Origin of the sequence: Solirubrobacter phytolaccae, assembly GCF_027587195.1 — a bacterium.
In the GTDB taxonomy this organism is placed as follows: Bacteria; Actinomycetota; Thermoleophilia; order Solirubrobacterales; family Solirubrobacteraceae; genus Solirubrobacter; species Solirubrobacter phytolaccae.
Genome location: NZ_JAPDDP010000006.1, coordinates 54,706 through 72,741, shown reverse-complemented (window position 1 = coordinate 72,741; position 18,036 = coordinate 54,706). Strand labels below are relative to the sequence as shown.

At 70.7% G+C, this 18,036-nt stretch carries 20 protein-coding genes and 1 tRNA gene; 8 read left to right on the top strand and 13 right to left on the bottom strand.

Annotation, left to right across the window (positions count from 1 at the left end):
- Positions 1–8: 8 nt before the first annotated feature.
- A complete protein-coding gene (locus OJ997_RS04980; RefSeq protein WP_270023939.1) occupies positions 9–527 on the top strand; it encodes a hypothetical protein in 519 nt (172 codons plus the stop codon).
- Here OJ997_RS04980 and OJ997_RS04975 read toward each other — a convergent pair.
- The 3 genes from OJ997_RS04975 to OJ997_RS04965 form a co-directional block, all read right to left on the bottom strand.
- Positions 511–2,007, bottom strand: a complete 1,497-nt coding sequence (locus OJ997_RS04975; protein WP_270023938.1) for a hypothetical protein — start codon at positions 2,005–2,007, stop codon at positions 511–513. The genes OJ997_RS04980 and OJ997_RS04975 overlap by 17 nt on opposite strands.
- Positions 2,004–3,011, bottom strand: a complete 1,008-nt coding sequence (locus OJ997_RS04970) for a S8 family peptidase (protein WP_270023937.1) — start codon at positions 3,009–3,011, stop codon at positions 2,004–2,006. Before OJ997_RS04970 ends, OJ997_RS04975 begins: the two co-directional genes overlap by 4 nt.
- A gap of 133 nt (positions 3,012–3,144) precedes the next feature.
- Complete coding sequence (locus OJ997_RS04965; protein ID WP_270023936.1) at positions 3,145–5,028, bottom strand: hypothetical protein; 1,884 nt, start codon at positions 5,026–5,028, stop codon at positions 3,145–3,147.
- Between the two features lie 145 nt (positions 5,029–5,173).
- On the opposite strand from OJ997_RS04965, the gene OJ997_RS04960 reads away from it, so the two are divergent.
- Positions 5,174–6,304 (top strand): 4-hydroxybenzoate 3-monooxygenase, encoded by a 1,131-nt coding sequence (locus OJ997_RS04960; RefSeq protein WP_270023935.1) that lies wholly within the window; start codon positions 5,174–5,176, stop codon positions 6,302–6,304.
- Here OJ997_RS04960 and OJ997_RS04955 read toward each other — a convergent pair.
- The 4 genes from OJ997_RS04955 to OJ997_RS04940 all read right to left on the bottom strand — a co-directional run bounded on the left by OJ997_RS04955 (position 6,274) and on the right by OJ997_RS04940 (position 11,418).
- Positions 6,274–7,383 (bottom strand): CynX/NimT family MFS transporter, encoded by a 1,110-nt coding sequence (locus OJ997_RS04955; protein ID WP_270023934.1) that lies wholly within the window; start codon positions 7,381–7,383, stop codon positions 6,274–6,276. The two genes, OJ997_RS04960 and OJ997_RS04955, sit on opposite strands and share 31 nt — an antisense overlap.
- A 22-nt stretch (positions 7,384–7,405) precedes the next feature.
- On the bottom strand, positions 7,406–8,434 hold the full coding sequence (locus OJ997_RS04950) for a 6-phosphofructokinase (protein WP_270023933.1): 1,029 nt from the start codon (positions 8,432–8,434) through the stop codon (positions 7,406–7,408).
- Positions 8,435–8,444: 10 nt separating this feature from the next.
- Positions 8,445–10,628 (bottom strand): MMPL family transporter, encoded by a 2,184-nt coding sequence (locus tag OJ997_RS04945; RefSeq protein ID WP_270023932.1) that lies wholly within the window; start codon positions 10,626–10,628, stop codon positions 8,445–8,447.
- Positions 10,629–10,830: 202 nt separating this feature from the next.
- The gene (locus tag OJ997_RS04940; protein ID WP_270023931.1) at positions 10,831–11,418 is read right to left on the bottom strand and encodes a calcium-binding protein; all 588 of its coding nucleotides are present in this window, start codon (positions 11,416–11,418) and stop codon (positions 10,831–10,833) included.
- Positions 11,419–11,556: 138 nt separating this feature from the next.
- On the opposite strand from OJ997_RS04940, the gene OJ997_RS04935 reads away from it, so the two are divergent.
- Both OJ997_RS04935 and OJ997_RS04930 read left to right on the top strand, forming a co-directional pair.
- Positions 11,557–11,630 (top strand) — tRNA-Asp (locus OJ997_RS04935).
- A gap of 286 nt (positions 11,631–11,916) precedes the next feature.
- Positions 11,917–12,084 (top strand): hypothetical protein, encoded by a 168-nt coding sequence (locus OJ997_RS04930; protein WP_270023930.1) that lies wholly within the window; start codon positions 11,917–11,919, stop codon positions 12,082–12,084.
- On the opposite strand, the gene OJ997_RS04925 is transcribed toward OJ997_RS04930, so the two are convergent.
- Positions 12,081–12,392 carry a hypothetical protein gene (locus tag OJ997_RS04925; RefSeq protein WP_270023929.1) on the bottom strand — a complete coding sequence of 104 codons (312 nt, stop codon included), beginning with the start codon at positions 12,390–12,392 and terminating at the stop codon, positions 12,081–12,083. The genes OJ997_RS04930 and OJ997_RS04925 overlap by 4 nt on opposite strands.
- 52 nt (positions 12,393–12,444) lie before the next feature.
- Between OJ997_RS04925 and OJ997_RS04920 the strand changes: the two genes are divergently transcribed.
- Entirely contained in the window at positions 12,445–12,783 is a 339-nt protein-coding gene (locus OJ997_RS04920) for a nuclear transport factor 2 family protein (RefSeq protein WP_270023928.1), read from the top strand.
- 6 nt (positions 12,784–12,789) lie between these two features.
- On the opposite strand, the gene OJ997_RS04915 is transcribed toward OJ997_RS04920, so the two are convergent.
- Genes OJ997_RS04915 through OJ997_RS04900 form a run of 4 tightly spaced genes read right to left on the bottom strand, consistent with a single transcriptional unit; the run spans position 12,790 to position 15,130 of the window.
- Positions 12,790–13,515, bottom strand: a complete 726-nt coding sequence (locus tag OJ997_RS04915; RefSeq protein ID WP_270023927.1) for an enoyl-CoA hydratase/isomerase family protein — start codon at positions 13,513–13,515, stop codon at positions 12,790–12,792.
- Positions 13,516–13,519: 4 nt separating this feature from the next.
- Positions 13,520–13,822 (bottom strand): muconolactone Delta-isomerase, encoded by a 303-nt coding sequence (locus OJ997_RS04910; RefSeq protein WP_270023926.1) that lies wholly within the window; start codon positions 13,820–13,822, stop codon positions 13,520–13,522.
- Positions 13,823–13,836: 14 nt separating this feature from the next.
- A complete protein-coding gene (locus OJ997_RS04905) occupies positions 13,837–14,592 on the bottom strand; it encodes an SDR family oxidoreductase (RefSeq protein ID WP_270023925.1) in 756 nt (251 codons plus the stop codon).
- A 52-nt stretch (positions 14,593–14,644) separates the two neighbouring features.
- Complete coding sequence (locus OJ997_RS04900) at positions 14,645–15,130, bottom strand: hypothetical protein (protein WP_270023924.1); 486 nt, start codon at positions 15,128–15,130, stop codon at positions 14,645–14,647.
- A gap of 27 nt (positions 15,131–15,157) precedes the next feature.
- Between OJ997_RS04900 and OJ997_RS04895 the strand changes: the two genes are divergently transcribed.
- Complete coding sequence (locus OJ997_RS04895) at positions 15,158–15,766, top strand: TetR/AcrR family transcriptional regulator (protein WP_270023923.1); 609 nt, start codon at positions 15,158–15,160, stop codon at positions 15,764–15,766.
- A 3-nt stretch (positions 15,767–15,769) separates the two neighbouring features.
- Here the strand turns inward: OJ997_RS04895 and OJ997_RS04890 are convergent, their stop codons facing one another.
- Positions 15,770–17,320 (bottom strand): 3-keto-disaccharide hydrolase, encoded by a 1,551-nt coding sequence (locus tag OJ997_RS04890; RefSeq protein ID WP_270023922.1) that lies wholly within the window; start codon positions 17,318–17,320, stop codon positions 15,770–15,772.
- 262 nt (positions 17,321–17,582) lie between these two features.
- On the opposite strand from OJ997_RS04890, the gene OJ997_RS04885 reads away from it, so the two are divergent.
- Both OJ997_RS04885 and OJ997_RS04880 read left to right on the top strand, forming a co-directional pair.
- Positions 17,583–17,831 carry a hypothetical protein gene (locus OJ997_RS04885; RefSeq protein WP_270023921.1) on the top strand — a complete coding sequence of 83 codons (249 nt, stop codon included), beginning with the start codon at positions 17,583–17,585 and terminating at the stop codon, positions 17,829–17,831.
- The gene (locus OJ997_RS04880) at positions 17,824–18,024 is read left to right on the top strand and encodes a hypothetical protein (RefSeq protein WP_270023920.1); all 201 of its coding nucleotides are present in this window, start codon (positions 17,824–17,826) and stop codon (positions 18,022–18,024) included. The genes OJ997_RS04885 and OJ997_RS04880 overlap by 8 nt, the downstream gene beginning before the upstream one ends.
- Positions 18,025–18,036: the final 12 nt, after the last annotated feature.

The following is an 18,036-nucleotide window of genomic DNA, read 5'->3' as shown; positions in this document are numbered from 1 at the left end:
TGACGAACATGCAAGAACGAACGTTCTCTCTTCTCACGGCCATCCGAGCCGCAGCCGCGCTGCTCTGGGCGGCCGCTCTGGTGATCGCCGTCGGCGATCGCATCCCGACGACCGCTTCCGACGTGACGGTCGCAGCGGCGCTGGTGCTCAGCACCTATCCGCTCATCGACGCCGTCGCGTCCTTCTTCCAGGCCCGTTGGGTCAACGGCGCGATCAGCACGACCGCGGCGGTCGCCCTCGCGGTCGCGACCTTCGCGGGTGACGCCGGCGCGGCGCTCATCGTCTTCGGCGCCTGGGCCTTCGTGTCGGGTGCGATCCAGCTCGCCGGCGCACTCTCTCCGCGCCAGTGGCCGATGATCATCAGCGGCGGAGTCTCCACGCTCGCCGGCCTGAGCTTCGTCGCCGCGTCGGGCCAGGACGAGGCGAACCTCGCGCAGCTGGCCGGCTACATGGCGGTCGGCGCCGTGCTCTACCTGATCTGGACCGCCCGCACGTGGCGGGCCGCGCCGGTCAGCGCCGGAGCTTGACGGTCCGCTGCACGCTGGCGGCGCGGTGACCCGCGTCGCCGCCGTAGCTCACGCTCACGCGAGCGCTCCGGGCCCGCCGCGCATCGGTCCGCGACAACCGCACCCGCGCGCTGAACCGCCCACCGCGGAGCGTGGCCTTGACGGTGCGTGAGCGCTGCCGGTCGTTGACCCGGTACCGCACGCGGACGGTGACCGTGCCGCTGCCGGCCGCCGTCCCGCTCGTCGTGAGCGTGCGCGCCGAGCGGTCGAGCGTCGCCGTGGTCACGCGCAGCCGCGGGTCGACCGGGGTGGGCGTCGGCGTGGCGGTCGGCGTGGGGCTGGGCGGCGCCGGAGCGAGATGCGGAAGCGCCACCACCGCCTCCTCCCCGCGGTTCCCGGCGGCGTCCTCGAGCGCCACGTGCAACGTGTGCGTCCCGTAGCCCGCCAGGGTCCCGCTGACCGAAGTGCCGCTGGTCGTCCCACCCGTGCACCCGCTCGGCGAGCACAACCGCCAGTGCGCCATGGCGATCGGCGCGACCTGCCCGCCGGGCGAGGACCACGACACCGTGAACCGAGGATCGTCGGCCGGTCGCGCGCTGACTGTCAACGCAGGCGCCCCCGGCCCGGTGTGATCGACGACGATCGTCGCCGGATTCGACCGCGTCTCGTTCCCTGCCGCGTCAACCACGGCGACCTGCACCGCGTGCGTCCCGTCCGCGAGCGCGTTCAGATCAACCCCGAGCGTCACCGCGGCCCCAGGATTCGCGCACGGCACCATCCGCGTGTAGTCGCACGCCAGCGCCTCCTCCGCGACGGTCTGCTCGTCGATCACGAGCCGCCGAGCCTTCAACCCGAGCGCGTCCACCCCGTTGAACGTGACCGACTCCGTCCCTTTGTGGAACCCACCCCCGACCAGCGCCCCGCTCGGCGCCCCGACCGTCGGCGCCGTGGGATCACTGATCGTGACCGTGGCCGAGTAGATCGCGGCGCTGGCCGAGTGGATGGTCGCCCCGGTGATGCACCCTGTAGGGCAGTCGAAGCCGTAGGCGATCGAGCTCGTGTTCACCGCTCGATCGATCGCCCCGGAGACTGTGCAGTCGTCGAATCCCGGCTGCACGGTGCAGGTCTCGCCGGCGAGTGTCGTCCCGTCCGCCTGGCGCCCGTACAGTCGCCAACCGGTACCGCCATCCATGTTCAAGTACCGATCAAGGCGAATCCGCGTGATCGTCGTGCCAGCAGGGGAGTGGATCACCCACTGGCCATAGCTGCCGCCGCCGGCGCCGGCCGTGGTCAGCCGGTCGGTGACTAAAAGGCCTGAGCGCGTCCCCGCCGATGGACATAGGGCGAAGCCCTCGATGTGCGATGCGTCATTCGTCTCGAGCGCCCACGCGTTGTTCGTTCCTCCAGCCGCCGCATTGCAGGCAACGACGTCGTAGGTGCCCGCCTGCGCCGCTGCGGGCGCGAGCAAGAGCGTCAGTGCTGTGATGGCGAGCCGCTTCATCGTCGAATCCTGAGTGCGGGAGATCGAACACCCCACTCGTCTTCAGTGAACACGGTCACGGGTCTCCAGGAGCGGACCTTGAGCCGCAGCTTGCCGTTCCGACGCGGGTACGAGCGCGTTCCAACGCGGAATACCGTCCGCCCACCGTGCGGCGGTCGACCCACTTCGATCCGCAGCGTGCCGCGCCTGAGCGTCAGTCTGCGTACCTGGGGCCTGTCCGGGCGGCGATCGACGACCATCGGGCTGGGAGTCGCGTCCGGTGCAGCTGCCCCCGGCGGGCTGGGCACTTTGAGACCCGCAGCCTTGAACACCGCCGCAGCGTCGAGGACACGGCCCGGCGACAACAGCAGCCGCTCGGCCTGATCCGAGGTCAGCTCTGGCCTGTACGAGCGGAGTGCAACGAGCACCGCGGCGACGCTCGGGACCGCGAATGATGTGCCGCGGAAGGCACCAAGTCGGCCGTCGAACGCGGTGACGTGTGCTGGACAGCCTGGCGCGCCGAGGTCAAGGCCCTCGCCGCGATTCGAGAACGCGCAGAACGAGCCAGATGCCTCGGTCGCACCGACCGCGAGTGAAGCGCTGAAGCGCGCCGGATAGTCGACCGAGTTCGCGTTGCCGTCGTTGCCGGCTGCCGCGATGACGTTGACCCCGAAGTACTCGTGGGCGTTGACGATCTTGTTCTCGAGACGTGCCAGGTCTCCCTGCGACGTGCCGAGCGCCAGCGTGATCACGTTCGTTCGACGAGGCGGCTGGATGCATTCGGAGACGGCGGACTGGTAGTCCGCCGCCAAGGCGCCGTTGGTCGCCGTCTTGAACGCGCGGACGCTGATGATCTTTGCGGCCGGCCAGAGCTCGGTGATCATCTTCGCCACGAAGGTGCCGTGGCCCGAGAACGGGTTGGCCGGGGTGTGCATGACGTCGTCGACGTCGTCGCCGACCACGCTGATCCGCTCGACGAGTTGGGTGTCGAGGCCCGGCATCGGCGTGACGCCGGTGTCGATCACGCACACCGTGCCCGCGCCCGAGGGGGGCGCGGGCAGCTGGGCCAGGAACTCCGCGTTGGCGAGCTTGGCCTGTGGGCTCGCCGACGCCGGGCCCGCGAGGACGCAAGCGGCGAGCGCCGCGAGGATCAGGGCGCTACGGGCGGACATGCACCTTGACGGCGTTGGTCTGTCCCGTGACGAACGGCCAGCCGGCTTCGGCGCGGACGACGGCGCGGAAGCGGTAGTTCGTCGGCCAGGTGGTGCGGGTGAACCGGTAGCGGTAGAAGAACGTGCCACGCTCGCCGCGGAGGCGGGTGGTGGCGAAGGTGCGCCAGCGGCCTCCGTCGTAGGCGCGGAGCTCGACGACCTTGCCGGAACCCGCGGGGGCGCCTTCGACGCGGCCGCGCAGCGTGACGGCCTGGCGGTTGCGCAGCTTGCGCCGGTCGGCCGTGAGGGTCACCTTCGGGATCACGCGCGCGGTCACCTCGGTGCGCTGGGTGTGCGTGCGCTCTTCGAGGATCGGCCGGTAGGCGAAGCGGACCGTGCGCGAGATCCCGCCGACGAGCTCGTAGGCGAAACGGCCGTGGACGTCGGTGACGACCTCGCCGAGAGCGGCCGCCGTCGCGTCCATCAGCTGCGACGTGACCGCGACGTCGACCTTGGCGCCGACGATCGGCGCGCCGTCACGGCCGAGCAGCGTGCCGATGACGCGGCGCTTGGCGCCCCAGCCCATGGTCGTCGTCGGTCGGCGGGTGTCCGTGAACTTCGCGTCGAGCGTCGCGGTGGCCACCGGGCCGGCGCCGTTCTGGGTCCGCGTGACCGGTGTCTCGGCGGGCTCCTGGACGGGCACGCCGGTCCCGGTGCCCTCGGGGAGCACCGTGCCCTTGGGCTCCGGGATCGCCACCGACGGCGCCTCGGCCTCGGTCGTTCCGTCGCCGTTGCTCGCGCGCACGAGCACGCGGAGGGACTTGCCGCCGTCCTCGGCCGTGACGGTGTAGTCCGGGCGCACGGCGCCGGCGATGCTGCGCCAGGTGTTCGCCTCGAAGCGCTGCCACTGGTACTCGAACTTGAGCCCGGAGCCCGTCCACACGCCGCTGGTCGCGCTCAGCGAGCCGCCGACGGAGCGCGTGCCAATGATCGACGGGCGCTCCGTGTTGACCGGCGGCGGGACGTTGTCGATCACCCGCGGCGCCGGCCCGAACACGGTGCTGGCGTTGCCGGCGGCATCCTCGACGACCACGGAGATCTGGTGCTCGCCGTCGCTGAGCTTGGTCGTGTCGAGCGTGACCGAACCGCCGGCAGCGACCTTGCACGGACGCTGCACGATGAACACGTGCGTCGTGCCGGACACGGGTGAGCAGTAGCCGCCGTTGGCATCCAGGATCGTGCTGGACCGGGCGACGTTGTCCACCCAGACCTGTGCGCGGTAGACGCCGGCGTTCTCGTCGGTGGCGTTGACCGTCAGGTCGGTCGTGCCCTTGAGCGGAGCGATGCCGTTGACGAGCGGGCCGACGGCGCTTGCCTTAGGGCTCTCGGGGTCGCTGAGCGCGACGTCGACGTTGGCGAGCCGGATCTCGGCGTTGCTCCCCAGGCAGGAGCGCGGCCCGCCGCACATCAGGGCCATGGTCACCATCCGGGCGCCGGGGAGATTGAAGCCGTAGTTGTGCGCGCCGTGGTTGAAGCTCGGCACGTCGGCGACCAGCCACGGACCGTGGCCGGACGAGGCCAGCGTGTTCCAGTCCCCGCCGGCGATCCCGCTGACGGTCTCGGTGAACGACCAGCCGACGATGTTGTCGCGGTCGCTCTGGAATCCCCAGACCATCTGCTCGCCGGGCGCGAAGTTCGTCCGTGGGAGCGAGAACTGTCCGACGAGCCCGCCGGTGCTCCACGCCGAGACGAAGTTCGACCCGAGCGACTGCACGTCACCGATCCAGCCGTGCGACGTCGGAACGCCGGGGGAGACGGCGCGCACCGTGTAGGTGCCCGCGTGGGCGGACGAAGCGCCTCCGAGCGCGCCGACCAGGGCGATACAGGCCAATCGAGCCACATCCTTGCGGCCGAACGAGCGAGACACGAGAACCCTCCTTCCTGCGTCATCTACCGTGACTCCATCAACGTATGCTCACTGCTCAGCGATGAACCCCGCCGAATGGTCAGGTTCTGCGCGGACGTATCGTTGGGGGATGCGCACACAGGTGGCGATCGTCGGCGGCGGGCCGGCCGGGCTGATGCTCGGGCGGCTGCTGGACCTGCGCGGGATCGAGTCCGTGATCCTCGAGGCGCGCGACCGCGAGTACGTGCAGCAGCGGGTGCGGGCGGGGGTGCTCGAGCAGGCGACGATGGACCTGATGGACGAGGTCGGCCTCGGCGAGCGGATGCACGCGGAAGGGCTCGTGCACGAGGGCGTCGAGCTGCGGTTCGACGGCGAGGGGCACCGGATCGCGCTCAGCGACCTCACCGGCGGTCGCGCGATCACGATCTACGGCCAGCAGGAGGTCGTCAAGGACCTGATCGAGGCGCGGATCGGTTCCAAGCTGCCGCTGCACTTCGAGGTCTCCGACGTCAAGGTCGACCCCGAGCAGGGCACCGTCACGTACACGCACCAAGGCGACCAGCACCGCCTCGAAGCGGACCTGATCGCCGGCTGCGACGGCTTCCACGGCGTCTGCCGGCCGACGATCCAGGACGTGCTGACCGTGTACGAGCGCGAGTACCCGTTCGGCTGGATGGGGATCCTGGCCGAGTGCGCGCCGAGCTCCCACGAGCTCATCTACGCGCACCATGAGCGCGGCTTCGCGCTCGCCTCGATGCGCTCGCACGCGATCACGCGCATGTACCTGCAGTGCGCGCCGGACGCGGAGCCGCTGCCCGACGAGGAGATCTGGGACGAGCTGGACCTCCGGTTCGGCATGGAGGTCAACCGTGGCCCGATCTTCGAGAAGGGCGTCACGCCGATGCGCTCGTTCGTGGTCGAGCCGATGCAGCACGGCAAGCTCTACCTGGCGGGCGACGCGGCGCACATCGTCCCGCCCACGGGCGCGAAGGGCCTGAACACGGCGATGGCGGACGTGGCGCTGCTCGCGTCCTCGTTCGGGAACGAGGCCGCATTGCAGGCCTACACGCAGCGCGCGCTCGAACGCGTCTGGCGCGTGCAGCACTTCTCCTACTGGATGACCTCGATGCTCCACCGCATGAGCGACGACCCGTTCGAGACGCAGATCCAGCGCTCGCAGCTCCGCTACACGGTCAGCTCGCAGGCCCAGGCGACCGCGCTGGCCGAGAACTACGTCGGCTTGCCCTTCATCACCGCGTGAAGCGCGGCGGGGAACTGCACGACCGTCATGACCAGCAGCACGGCCAGCGGCCAGTTCCACTCGCCTGAGACGTCGTGCACGGCGCCGACCAGCGCCGGTCCGCCGGCGGCGATCAGGTAGCCGACGCCCATCGCCATCGCGGTCATGCCGGCCACCTGGCCGGGGTCGTGGCCGCGCAGCACGGGCAGCATCAACGCCAGCCCCAGCGCTCCGCCCTGGCCGATCCCCAGCGGCACCATCCACAGCAGCGACAGGTCGGGCAGGAGCAGCACGCCGAGCAGGCCGACCAGCGCCGTGCCCACGATGACCAGCAGCAGATCGAGCTGGGTGTTGCGGCGCGCTGCGAGCACCGGCATCGCGAACGCGGGGACCATCTGCACGAGCTGCGTCACGCCGGACAGGAAGCCGGCGTAGCCCTCGCTCATCCCGTCGTCGACGAGGATCTCCGGCAGCCACGAGATGGTCGAGAAGAACGCCATCGACTGCAGGCCCATCAGCAGCGCGATCGACCAGGCGACGCGGTTGCGCCACAGCGGATGGCCGACGGTCGCGGCCACGGGCTCCTTCGCCCGCAGCGCGTACGGGACCCACACGGCGAAGCCGATCAGCGCCGGCAAGGCCCAGATCGCCAAGGACGGTTCCCACCCGCCGAACGCGTCCTCGAGCGGGATCGCGGTGAACGTGGCGATCGTCGCTCCCGCCACCAACGCGGTGCTGAACAGGCCGGTGAGCAGCCCCGTGCCGTGCGAGGTCTTCGCGCGCACCCACGCGGGCGTCACGACCTGCGTCAGCGCGATCGCCGCTCCCGCGAGCAGCGTGCCGAGGTACAGCGGGGCGACCCCGCCGAGCCCGCGCAACGCGGTGCCGATCGCCGTGCATAGCAGCGCCAGGGCGATGATCCGCTCGACCGGGAAGCGTCGCGCGATCCGCGGGCCGAGCGGGGCGAGGATGCCCAGGCACAGCAGCGGCCCCGTCGTCAGCAGCCCCGCCGCCGCGGCCGACAGCCCGAGATCGTCCCGGACGTCGGCCAGCAGCGGCGGCAAGCTCCCGAAGAGCGGCCGCAGATTCAGCCCGGTCAAGAGGACCGGGAGAACGTACGGTCTAACCGAAGAAGACTTCAGCGGTCTCGTAGAGCTCCGAGTCGACGAGCTTGGGCTCGGCGAGCGCCTCGGCGAGCGGCACGAGCTCGATGCCGGTCCCGCGCAGCGCGGTCATCTTGCCGTAGTTGCCCTCGGTGATCGCGTCGACGGCGGCCACGCCGAAGCGGGAGCCGAGCACGCGGTCGAACGCGAGCGGGGTGCCGCCGCGCTGGATGTGGCCGAGGATCGTCGTGCGGGACTCGAAGCCCGTCTTCTCCTCGATCTGGCGCTCGAGCATCATGCCGATGCCGCCGAGGCGCACGTGGCCGAACGCGTCCTTGGTCTCGTAGGCCGTGAGGAGGCCGCCGTCCTTGGGCGTGGCGCCCTCGGCGACGACGACGATCGAGAACGTCGCGCCGCGCTCGTGACGGCGCTTGAGGTGGTCGACGACCTCGTCGATGTCGAACGGGCGCTCCGGGATGAGGATGACGTCCGCGCCGCCGGCCATGCCGGAGTAGACGGCGAGCCAGCCGGCGTGGCGGCCCATGACCTCGCACACCAGGACGCGGTTGTGCGACTCGGCGGTCGTGTGCAGGCGGTCGATCGCGTCCGTGGCGATCTGCACGGCGGTCTGGAAGCCGAACGTGAAGTCGGTGGCCGCCAGGTCGTTGTCGATCGTCTTCGGCACGCCGACGACCGGGATGCCGTCCTCGTGCAGCTTGCCCGCGACGCCGAGGGTGTCCTCGCCGCCGATCGGGATCAGCGCGTCCAGGCCCTGGGCCTTCATCGACGCCTTGACCTTGTTCAGGCCGTCCTCGACCTTGTACACGTTGGTGCGGGACGACCCGAGGATCGTCCCGCCGCGGTGCAGGATGCCGCGCGTGCTGTCGAGGGTGAGGTCGACGCCTTCGTTGTTGATGACGCCGGCCCACCCGTGACGGAAGCCGAAGAACTCGTGCCCGTGGGTGTTGATGCCCTTACGGACGATGGCCCGGATGACCGCATTCAGTCCGGGGCAGTCGCCGCCCCCGGTGAGCACTCCAATTCTCATGCCCCCCAGGTTATGCGTGAACCGGCTCGGGTGCGGATTCGTGTTCCCACTTGGGCAACCAGCGCAGCCCGTGCGGGAGGTACCAGTTGCGATCCCCGAGCAGCTTCATGGCGGCCGGGAGCAGCACCGCGCGCACCAGGGTTGCGTCGAGCAGGATGGCCACGGCGAGGCCGACGCCCATCTGCTTGAACTCGATCATGGAGAGCGTGGCGAAGATCGCGAACACCGCGACCATCACCATCGCGGCGCTCGTCACGACCCCGGCCGTGGCCTTGATGCCGTGCGCGACGGCGTCGTCGGTCGACTCGCCGCGGTCGAACGCCTCACGGATGCGGCTGAGGATGAACACGTGGTAGTCCATCGAGAGCCCGAACAGGATCACGAACAGGAACAGCGGCAGCCAGGACGTGATCCCGCCCGTGGACTCGAAGTTCAGCAGCGACTCGAAGTGGCCGTCCTGGAAGATGAACGTGATCACGCCGTAGGCGGCGCCCACCGACAGCAGGTTCAGCACGATCGCCTTGAGCGGGATGATCACGCTGCGGAACGTCACGAGCAGCAGCAGGAACGCCAGGCCGAGGACGAACGCGAACACGAACGGCAGGCGCGAGCTCATGCGGTCGTTGAAGTCCTTCGAGCCGGCGGTGAGGCCGGTCACGTTGACGTCGGTGCCGGCGACCGCGCCGATCGTCTGCGGGATCGTCGTGTCCCGCAAGGTCTTCAGCGCGGCCTCGGACGCGTCGTCGGTGCCGTTGCCCGGGAGCGGGATCGAGACGATCGCGACTTCCTTGCTCGGGGAGACGATCGTGTTGGTCGGCCCGGACGCGTTGGCGACGAGCGCCTTGATGCCGTCCTGGACCGGCGCGGCCGTGACGTCGTCCGCCTGGACCACGACGACGGCCGGGAGCGGGCCGCCCGGGAACGCGGACTGGATGCGGTCGTAGGTCTGCATGATCGGCAGGTCGTGCGGGAGGCCCGCGATGCCCGGGTTGATCAGGCGCATGTTCAGCGCGGGGGCGGCGAGCACGAGCAGGATCGCGGTGGCGCCGACGACCGAGATGACCGGGCGCTTGAGCGACTTGTCGATCACGTAGCCCCAGACGCGCGACTCCCCGTGGTTGCGGTGGCGCAGGCGGCTGATGAACGGGACACGACCGCGTTCGACTTTGTCGCCCAGCTTCGAGATCACGGCCGGGAGGACGGTGACGCTGCCGAGCATCGCGACGCCGACGACGAGCATCGTGCCGATGGCGAAGCTCGTGAAGACGGCGTTGCCGGCGATGAACATGCCCGCCATGGCGATGAGGACGGTCAGGCCGGAGATCAGCACGGCCTTGCCGGACGTGGCGGCGGCGAACTCGAGCGCGTCCTCGGAGGACCGCCCCGCGTCCCGCTCCTCCATCTTGCGCCGGAGGTAGAACATCGAGTAGTCGACGCCGACCGCGAGGCCGATGAGCAGGATCACGGACGCCGCGGAGTCCTCCATCGGCACGATCTGGCTGATCGGCCCGACGAGGCCGAGCGTGCCGATCACGGCCGTGACGCCGAGCAGCAGCGGCACGCCCGCGGCGACGAGCGCGCCGAACGCGACGATCAGGATCAGCAGTGTGATCGGGAGGCTCAGGAATTCGGCACGCTTGAAGTCGTCGTCGAGGGAGGCGGAGAGCGCCTTGTCGGCGGACGCGTCGCCGAACTGCTCGATGCGCAGGTCAGGGTGCGCCTGCTGCGCGGCCTTCGTCGCCGCGAGCGTGGTGTCGACGCGCGTGCTGGTCGCGTCGCTGTCGCCCTGGATCGAGAACGTGACCAGGGCGGACTTCTCGTCCTTGGAGATCTGGCCCTGGTTGCCGTCCGCGTACGGGGACAGGACCTCGTCGGTGTGCGGGGTCTGCTCGATGCGGGTGACGACGTCCTCGACGCCCGCTCTGAACTCGGGGTCGGTGGCCTTCAGCGCTCCATCGCGCGCGGTGATCAGGACCTGCTCGTCGGCCTTGTCGGGGAAGTCGGCCTTGGCGATCGCCTTGTCGGCGACCTGCGAGCTCCCGTTGCCGGAGTCCTCGTCCTTGAGCGAGTTGGTGCCGATGGCGCCGCCGAGCACGAAGGCGATGACGACGAACGCGAGCCATCCGAAGATGGCGGTCTTCCGGTGCCGCGCGCTCCAGTGTCCGGCGCGCGCGGCGAGGTTCCTCTTAGGCATGCGCGGAGCGTCCCGTGGATGGGGCCGGACTTCACTCGCGCATACCGGCCTCTGGGCCTACAGCACCCCACCGTCTAAGGGGTGGGGAAGGCCATAAATCCCCTGCTCAGAGAAGGAAGATGAGCAGCAGGATGATGATGATTACGAGGAGGGTGCCAATGCCGATGTACATGGCTGGAGCCCTACCCCTCGCTTGACCGCGTTAGTCGCGGGCGGTCGAGGCTTGCGCGGGATCCGCGTTCTCCCGTTGATCGTCGCCCTTTTTGAGGCGTCGCGCACGGTTGACGACCTCGCACTCGGCCGGGTTGGCGAGCACGTCCTTGAAGTCCGCGTACACGGTGTCCACGCCCGGTCCGCAGTCGATCGTGTCCGCCTCGCCATCGCGCGTGCGGAACGTGTCGTTGCCGTTCCCACCGTGCAGGACGTCGCCGGCGGTGTCGTTCTTCCCGTGCACGTCCGCGCGCGCGAGTGCCCACAGCGTGTCGTCGCCGTCCTCGCCCCACGTCTCGTCCCGTCCGACGCCGGCGTAGATCGTGTCGTTGCCGGCGCCACCGAACTGCCGGTCCGCACCCCACCCGCCACGCAGCAGGTCGTTGCCCTCACCGCCGGTGACCGTGTCCGCACCACGCCGCGCGTTGATCTGATCGTCGCCGGCCGCGCCGTCGATCACGTCGGCTTTCACCGTCCCGCGGATCTGGTCGTTTCCGGCCGTCCCGCCGATCTGCGCGGCCATCGCCGTCCCGCCGACGGCAAGCGTCGCCAGCACCGCCGAAACGGCGCCTCCCGCCATTACCCTGAACATCAGCCCTACCTCCGGGCTCGCATCGGTTGACACCTCGTGGAAACCCGTCCGGTCCGTCAAGTTGCGCCCGGGCGGAACTCCGCGGCCCGAGCTCGGCGGTGGGGCGCTACTATCTCCTCCGCGCCCGGGGGCGTAGCTCAGTTGGTTAGAGCGCCGGCCTGTCACGCCGGAGGTCGCGGGTTCGAGTCCCGTCGCTCCCGTAGGACGTACTGAAAGCCTCGCCGATGCGAGGCTTTCGTCGTTAAGGCGTTGAGCCGTCGCGGGGCGTGGGCTTCGGCGGTGGTCAGGGCCTGTGCCCCGAGTGCCCTGCCCGAGCGCCAGCAACTTCCTCCGTCGACGCCTTGTCGCAGGAGTCAGCGAGCGCGCCCAGCATTCGAAGCGCAACGCTCTGCGTGGCCACGATAGGTGACAACACTGTCATGTGACACCTTCGTCAGATATGCCGAGACCCGGCGCGGCGGTCGCGGTTTGGGTACCTTGAGGCACATGCAGCAGCGTGCGGTCGGCGATGACGAGCCAACATTTCACGAGCGACCGCTACGGCCGTGGGTAAACGGTTCGGACCTCGACAAGGTCTGGGACACGCCCGCTCCGGAGGCGCTTGCCGCAGACCTCGAGGAGTTCCCCGCCGCGCTTGACGATCCGTTCGCCTAGAGCGAGCTCGGCGGGTCTCGCCAGCGGCGACGTTCGCGGACTGCGCGGGCCGCGATGTGGTCGGCCACGAGCGAGAACGCGGCGACGAGGGCCCAGACCGACGCGAGGCGCAGGAGCCAGCCGGACAGGGTGTCGCCGAAGAGGTCCGCCAGGTCGAGTAGGACGGCGAGGACCAGCGCGGCGACGAGGCCGGCCGACACGCGCAGCGGCGTGGAGGCCTTGGCGGGTTGCCTGCGCGGGTCGGACGAGGTGTCGGTGGAGACGAGGCCGAAGTACGACGCGAGGCGTGTCGGAGAGACACGATCCATTGTCCTTCGTCTACCCAACCAGCGCAATCGTGGACATGGGCACCATGTGCGGATGAGCCATGAGGATGTGCTGGGCACGGTGGACGCGCCGATCCGGGCGGCGTTCGAGGCGACCAACCGTGGCGACAGCGCGGCGTTCGTGGCCGCGTTCGCGCCCGACGCCGTGCTGAACGACTGGGGACGGACGTTCACCGGTCATGCCGAGATCGCGCGCTGGGACGAGAACGAGAACATCGGCGTGCAGAGCCGGTTCGAGGCGCTCTCGGCAGCGAAGGAGGGCGACACGACGACCGTGCAGATCCAGGTCAGCGGCAACGGCTACAACGGCGGCGGCGCGTTCAAGATCGCCACGGACGGGGAGCACATCACGCGCTGGGACATCTCAGGCTGAGCCACGCTACGCCGCCGCCAACCGGCGGGCCGCCGAGGAGAAGAACGCCTTGTAGGCCGCGGCGAGCTCGTCGTTGTCCGGGAGCGTCGTGTGGTCCACGAGCGCCTTCGTGGTGGCGAGCACGGTCCTGTCGATGCGCGCGAGGCGGTCCGCGAGGTCGTCCACGAACGCGTCCAGCTCGGCGTCGGGCAGCGCGCGATTGACGACGCCGTAGCGTTCCGCGGTCGCACCGTCGAGCACGCCGGAGCCGAGGATCACCTCGAGCGCGCGGGCCCGTCCGGCCAGCGCCGGCAGTCGCCCGATGGCGCCGCCGCCGGGCACCAGGCCCTTGCTGACCTCGGGCTGATCGATCGCGGTGCGCTCGAGGCTGGCGAACCGCAGGTCGGTGGCGTACGCGAACTCCGCCCCGACACCGCGCACCGCGCCACGGATGCGCGCGATCGACACGACCGGCAGCCGGCTGAGCCGGACCGTGAGGTCGAGCCACGGCACCAGGCCGGTCGGCCCGGGTGTGCTGGGCGTGTCGGCGGCGCGGCTCAGGTCGTACGGGCCGAGGTAGTGCTCCTCGTCGTCGGAGGCGAAGACCACGACGGTGACGTCGGGGTCGCGCTCGAGCTCGTCCACCAGGGACTGCAGCTCGAGGATCATCTCCGGGTCGGCCAGGTTGACCGGCGGGTTCGTGAACGTCACGTCCCACCGGGTCTGAGAGCGGGTGACGGTGAGCGTGGGCATGTCGTCAGCTTCCGATCTTCGCCGCGACGCGCGCGGGATCGTTGGGGTGGGCTTCGAGCGGCGTGACGTCGATCCGCATCCACGGGTAGAGCGGCAGCGTCTTCAGCAACGCGTCGAGGTGCCGGCTGTCGTTGGCGCGGTACAGCCCGACGATCGCGCCGTCGTCGGGCCGCTTCCAGACGCGGAGGAGATGGCCGGCGTCCGCCAACGACGCGGCGGCGACCGACTCGCCCGCGAAACGCTCCTCGGTCTCAGCGGCGGGCGTCCCGGCCGGGACGGTGACTTCGAAGTCGACGAGGTATTCCATGACGAAGGTTCCTTTCAGAGGAGCTGCTGGCCGCCGCCGATGTCGAACGTGGCGCCGGTCAGCGCGGTGTTGGTCATGAGGTGCACGGCGAGCGCGGCGATGTCGTCCGGGCCGACCACGCGGCCGATCGGCAGCGAGTCGCGCAGTTGCTGGCGGCGCGCGTCCAGGCCGTCGCCGAGCAGCTCGGCGGAGAGGCCGGTGTCGACGAACCCCGGCGCGATCAGGTTCACGCGCGTCGGCGCGAGCTCCAGCGCGAGGTTGCGGACGGCGGCGGGCATGCCGACCGTCCCGACCGAGATCGCGCCGAGGCCGATGCCGGTGCGGCGGCCGCCGGTGCCGCCGATGAAGGTCAGCGAGCCGCCGGGCCGGACCGCCGCCCGGGCGAGCTGCGCGACGCGGAACGCCAGCCAGACGTGGTCGTCGAAGGACCGTGCGGCCTGCTCGAGGTCCATCTCCGCCAAGGGCGCGTAGTAGGGCCGGCCCGCGCTCACCAGCACGTGATCGACCGGCGCGGTCAAGGAGGTGAAGAACGCCTCCAGCGCGGCCGGATCGGTCGCGTCGAACGCCGCGGAGCGCACGGCGCCGAGCTCCGAGGCCGCATGCGAAAGGCGCTCGGCGTTCCGGGCGGTGATGATCGCGTCAGCGCCCGCCGAACGAGCGGCCTGGGCGGTGGAGTACCCGATCCCGGCGCTGCCGCCGATGACGAGCACGGTCTGGCCGGCCAGGGTGGGCGCGGGCGAGACGGTGGGGAGAGAAGCGGTCGAGGTCATGCCCTCACTGTCCCGCGGCGGGCGCCCCGTCGCGCCCGGGGAACTCCCTGGTCTACGCGTCCCGGGCGGCGGCGTCCCAGAGCTCGAGTGTGCGTTCCTCGACCCCCCGGATGCGCTGCAGGTTCCGCCCACCGCGCGCGAACGTGTCGGCGACGGCGGCCGGCACGGCGTCGGGCGCGACCGGTTCGTCCAACCACTCAGCCGGTCGCACGTGGTGGATGCCCACCGCCCGCGCGGCGGCCCCGTCGTCGTAGCGCCACGGTCCGCACACCCGCCCGAGGTGGAACCAGCCGTCCGCGTCGCGCGTCCACACGAACACGCCGTCGTCCAGTGACGCGAACCGCTCGAGCATCCGCCCGGCCTTCCCGCCCTGCTGAGCGACGGCCTCGTCGAGCGACGCCGGCACCGCGGCCAGCGCGTCGCCGATCCCGACGACCCCGTGCGCGAGCCCGAACGCCGCGCCCGCCCCGGGCGGCAGCTCACGGTCACGCGCGCGCATCGGCGCGCGGAAGACGTCGACGGCGGGCACGATCGTCACGACCCTACCCCGTAGCCTTCTCGCGGCATGGCCGACAGGACCTTCACCACGCCGCAGGGCCGCGGGACGCGCGAGCGCATCATCGAGGTCGCGATCGGCGTGTTCGCGAGCCGCGGCTTCCGGAGCGTCCCGCTGGACGTGATCGCGGCGGAGGCCGGGGTGTCGCGCCAGGGCATCCTCTACCACTTCGACAGCAAGGCGGAGCTGCTGGTCGCCGTGCTCGAGCAGCACGAGCGCGACAACGAGCGGCGCGGCGTCGAGCTGTTCGCGGCCAACAACCGGGACCTGATCGCGACCATGCGCGCGTACGTGCGCGCGAGCGTGGAGAACCGCGGGCTGATCCGGATGCTGCTCGTGCTCGCCGCGGAGGCGATGGACGCGGACCATCCGGCGCACGAGTTCTTCGTCGAGCGCTACCGGTACACGCGGGCGGGGCTCGAGGGGCGGATCGCGGCCGAGCAGGCGGCGGGGCGGATGATCGACGACGTGCCGCCCGCCCGGCTGGCGGCGGTGGCGGTCGCGGTCGCCGACGGCCTGCAGCTCCAGGAGTACCTGGACGAGGGATCGGTCGACCTCGAGGAGACGCTCGCCGACCTGCTCAGGTTGTTCCTGAAGCGGCCGGCGAGCGAGTCCTGACTCCTAGGGCATGGTCGTGGAGAGCGTGAAGGTCAGGGTCTTGGTGTAGGACCCGGTGCGCAGCGCGTCGGTCGAGCGGATCAGCTGCTTGAACGTCACCGGCACGACTTCGTTGGTCGTCGGGCCGGTCCACGTCTTGACGACGCCGAGCCCGGTCAGCGGCAGCGGCAGCGTGAACGCCCCGTTGACGAGCTGCCCCGGGTTCGAACCCGTGTCGGCCACGGACAGCGTCGCGTCCCCGGCGGTGGAGACCACGGTCGCGTCGGTCGACGCGGTGTACTCGCGCTCCACGCCCGGCGTGAACGCGCCGAACGAGGCGGGCGTGCCGAGCGTCAATGAGAGCGTGGCGCCGACGCTGCCGCCGACAGTCCCGGGCACATCCGAGGCGAACGTGATCGCCGGCGCGGCGGCGGTCGCCCACGTCGTCCCGCCCTCGGCGTTGGTGGCCGACACGCGGCACCAGACGACCTTGCCGAGATCGGCGGCGGTCGGCGTGTACGACGCGCCCGAGCCGGCCTTGACGGTGCCCATCTCGGCGTCGGTGGGAGCGTCGCTCACCGGCGCGTTCGAGCGCAGCCACTCGACCACGTACGCCTGGTCGGCGGCGACGTTGGCCCACGTCCCCGGCGTGCAGGTCAACGCGCGGCCGGTGAACCCGTCCCCGGTCACGGCCGGCGCCACGGTGTTCTTCGGCGCCGCGGACAGCTCCTTCACCCGCACGTCGCGGTAGTCGATCGTGTCGCCGTCACCGTGCGCCTGCAGGCCGATGTAGCCCTGCGCGAGCTGGCGCGCCATCGTCGGCGGGTCGCCGAGGCCGCGGTCCGGGAAGCGCATCGGCACCGCGCCGTCCCACTGGTTGATGACCTTGCCGTCGACGAGCACCGTGTACTGCTGGCCGACCGTGCGGATCTCCATGGTGTGCCAGGTGCCGACCTGGCCGGACCGCACGTCCGCGCCGGAGCGCGTCGCGTCGAGATCGGCGAAGCCGTAGATCGAGCCCGTCTTGCGCGGGTCGGGCGCGCCGACGTCCGGCGAGTCGTTGATCTGGACCTCCTCGCCGCAGACGACCGGCACCCACGCGGGCGCCCAGTCGGGCGGCAGGACCGACGGGACCGCGCGCTGGCAGCCCGGCTCACCGGCGTACTGCTTGGCGGGCGGGAACGGGCCGCTCGCGCCCTTCCAGTCGTAGGACCACGACGCGGGCGTCTCCGCGGCGGGTACGCGCGGGTCCGGGAACCGCACCAGCACGCCGCCGTTGGAGTTGCCGGGCGCGCTGCCGCGCGCGTCGCGGTAGTCGACCTTCAGCGAGACGTCGCCGAACGGCTTGACGGTGTACCAGCGCATGCCGAACCCGCCGGACGAACGCATCGTGCCGTCGGCCTGCAGCGCGACGGCGCCGCCACCGGCGAACGCCCACTTGTCGAACGACGCGTCACTGCCGGTGGCGGTGCCGTCGAAGATCGTCGTGTAGCTGGGTTCGGCTGCCTGGACGACAGCGGGAACCGCCAACGCGAGGGCGACGCCGAGCGCCGCACCGGAACGCAAGATCTGCATCACAGATCATCTCCTCGAAACAGACCCGAAGGTCATGACTTCCTTGTCCGTCAGACCTTACTTACATTTAAGTCAGACGTCCAACCCGACCGCAAGCCGCGACGAACCCGGCGCGACCGGGTAGGGTTGCCCTATAGCGCGGAGTTTCTCTGCGACCCGCGGCCGCCTTCGGCGTTCGCACTAACGAGGAGGGCCTATGCCCGCCAGCACATCCAGCGAGGCCGGCGAAGCCGCCGGGGCCGTCCGTGACACCGTCTCGCGATTGGCTCGACCCGACGGTGACGGCGCAGTCGTCATCGAGCGCGCCGCGATCATGGCCGAAGGCCGTCAGGCCGACGAGATCGAGTCGTGGATCCTGTCGCACGGCGGCGAGCCGGAAGTGCCGCTCATCTCCCCGCCTCGCCTCGGCCTGTACGCCGAGCGCAACGAAGCCGCCGGTCGAGGCCTCGCCTCCCGCCCGCCACGGCGTTACGTCCTTCCTGCGTCGGCCTTGGAGCGAACCGATGGCTGAAGCCGCAAAGAAACCGCCCCTGCGCGGAGAAGCCGCCTACCGCGCCACCCGCGACGCGATCGCGAAGAGCAACGAAGCCGCGTGCGCGGCCGCGGTGCGCCGCCGCGCGGAGAAGGAGACCGAGGCGGTCACCGAGATCGCTCGCCAGGACAAGCGCGACGCGCTCGCCGCGCGCAAGGGCTGGGAGAGCTAGGAACATTCCCGG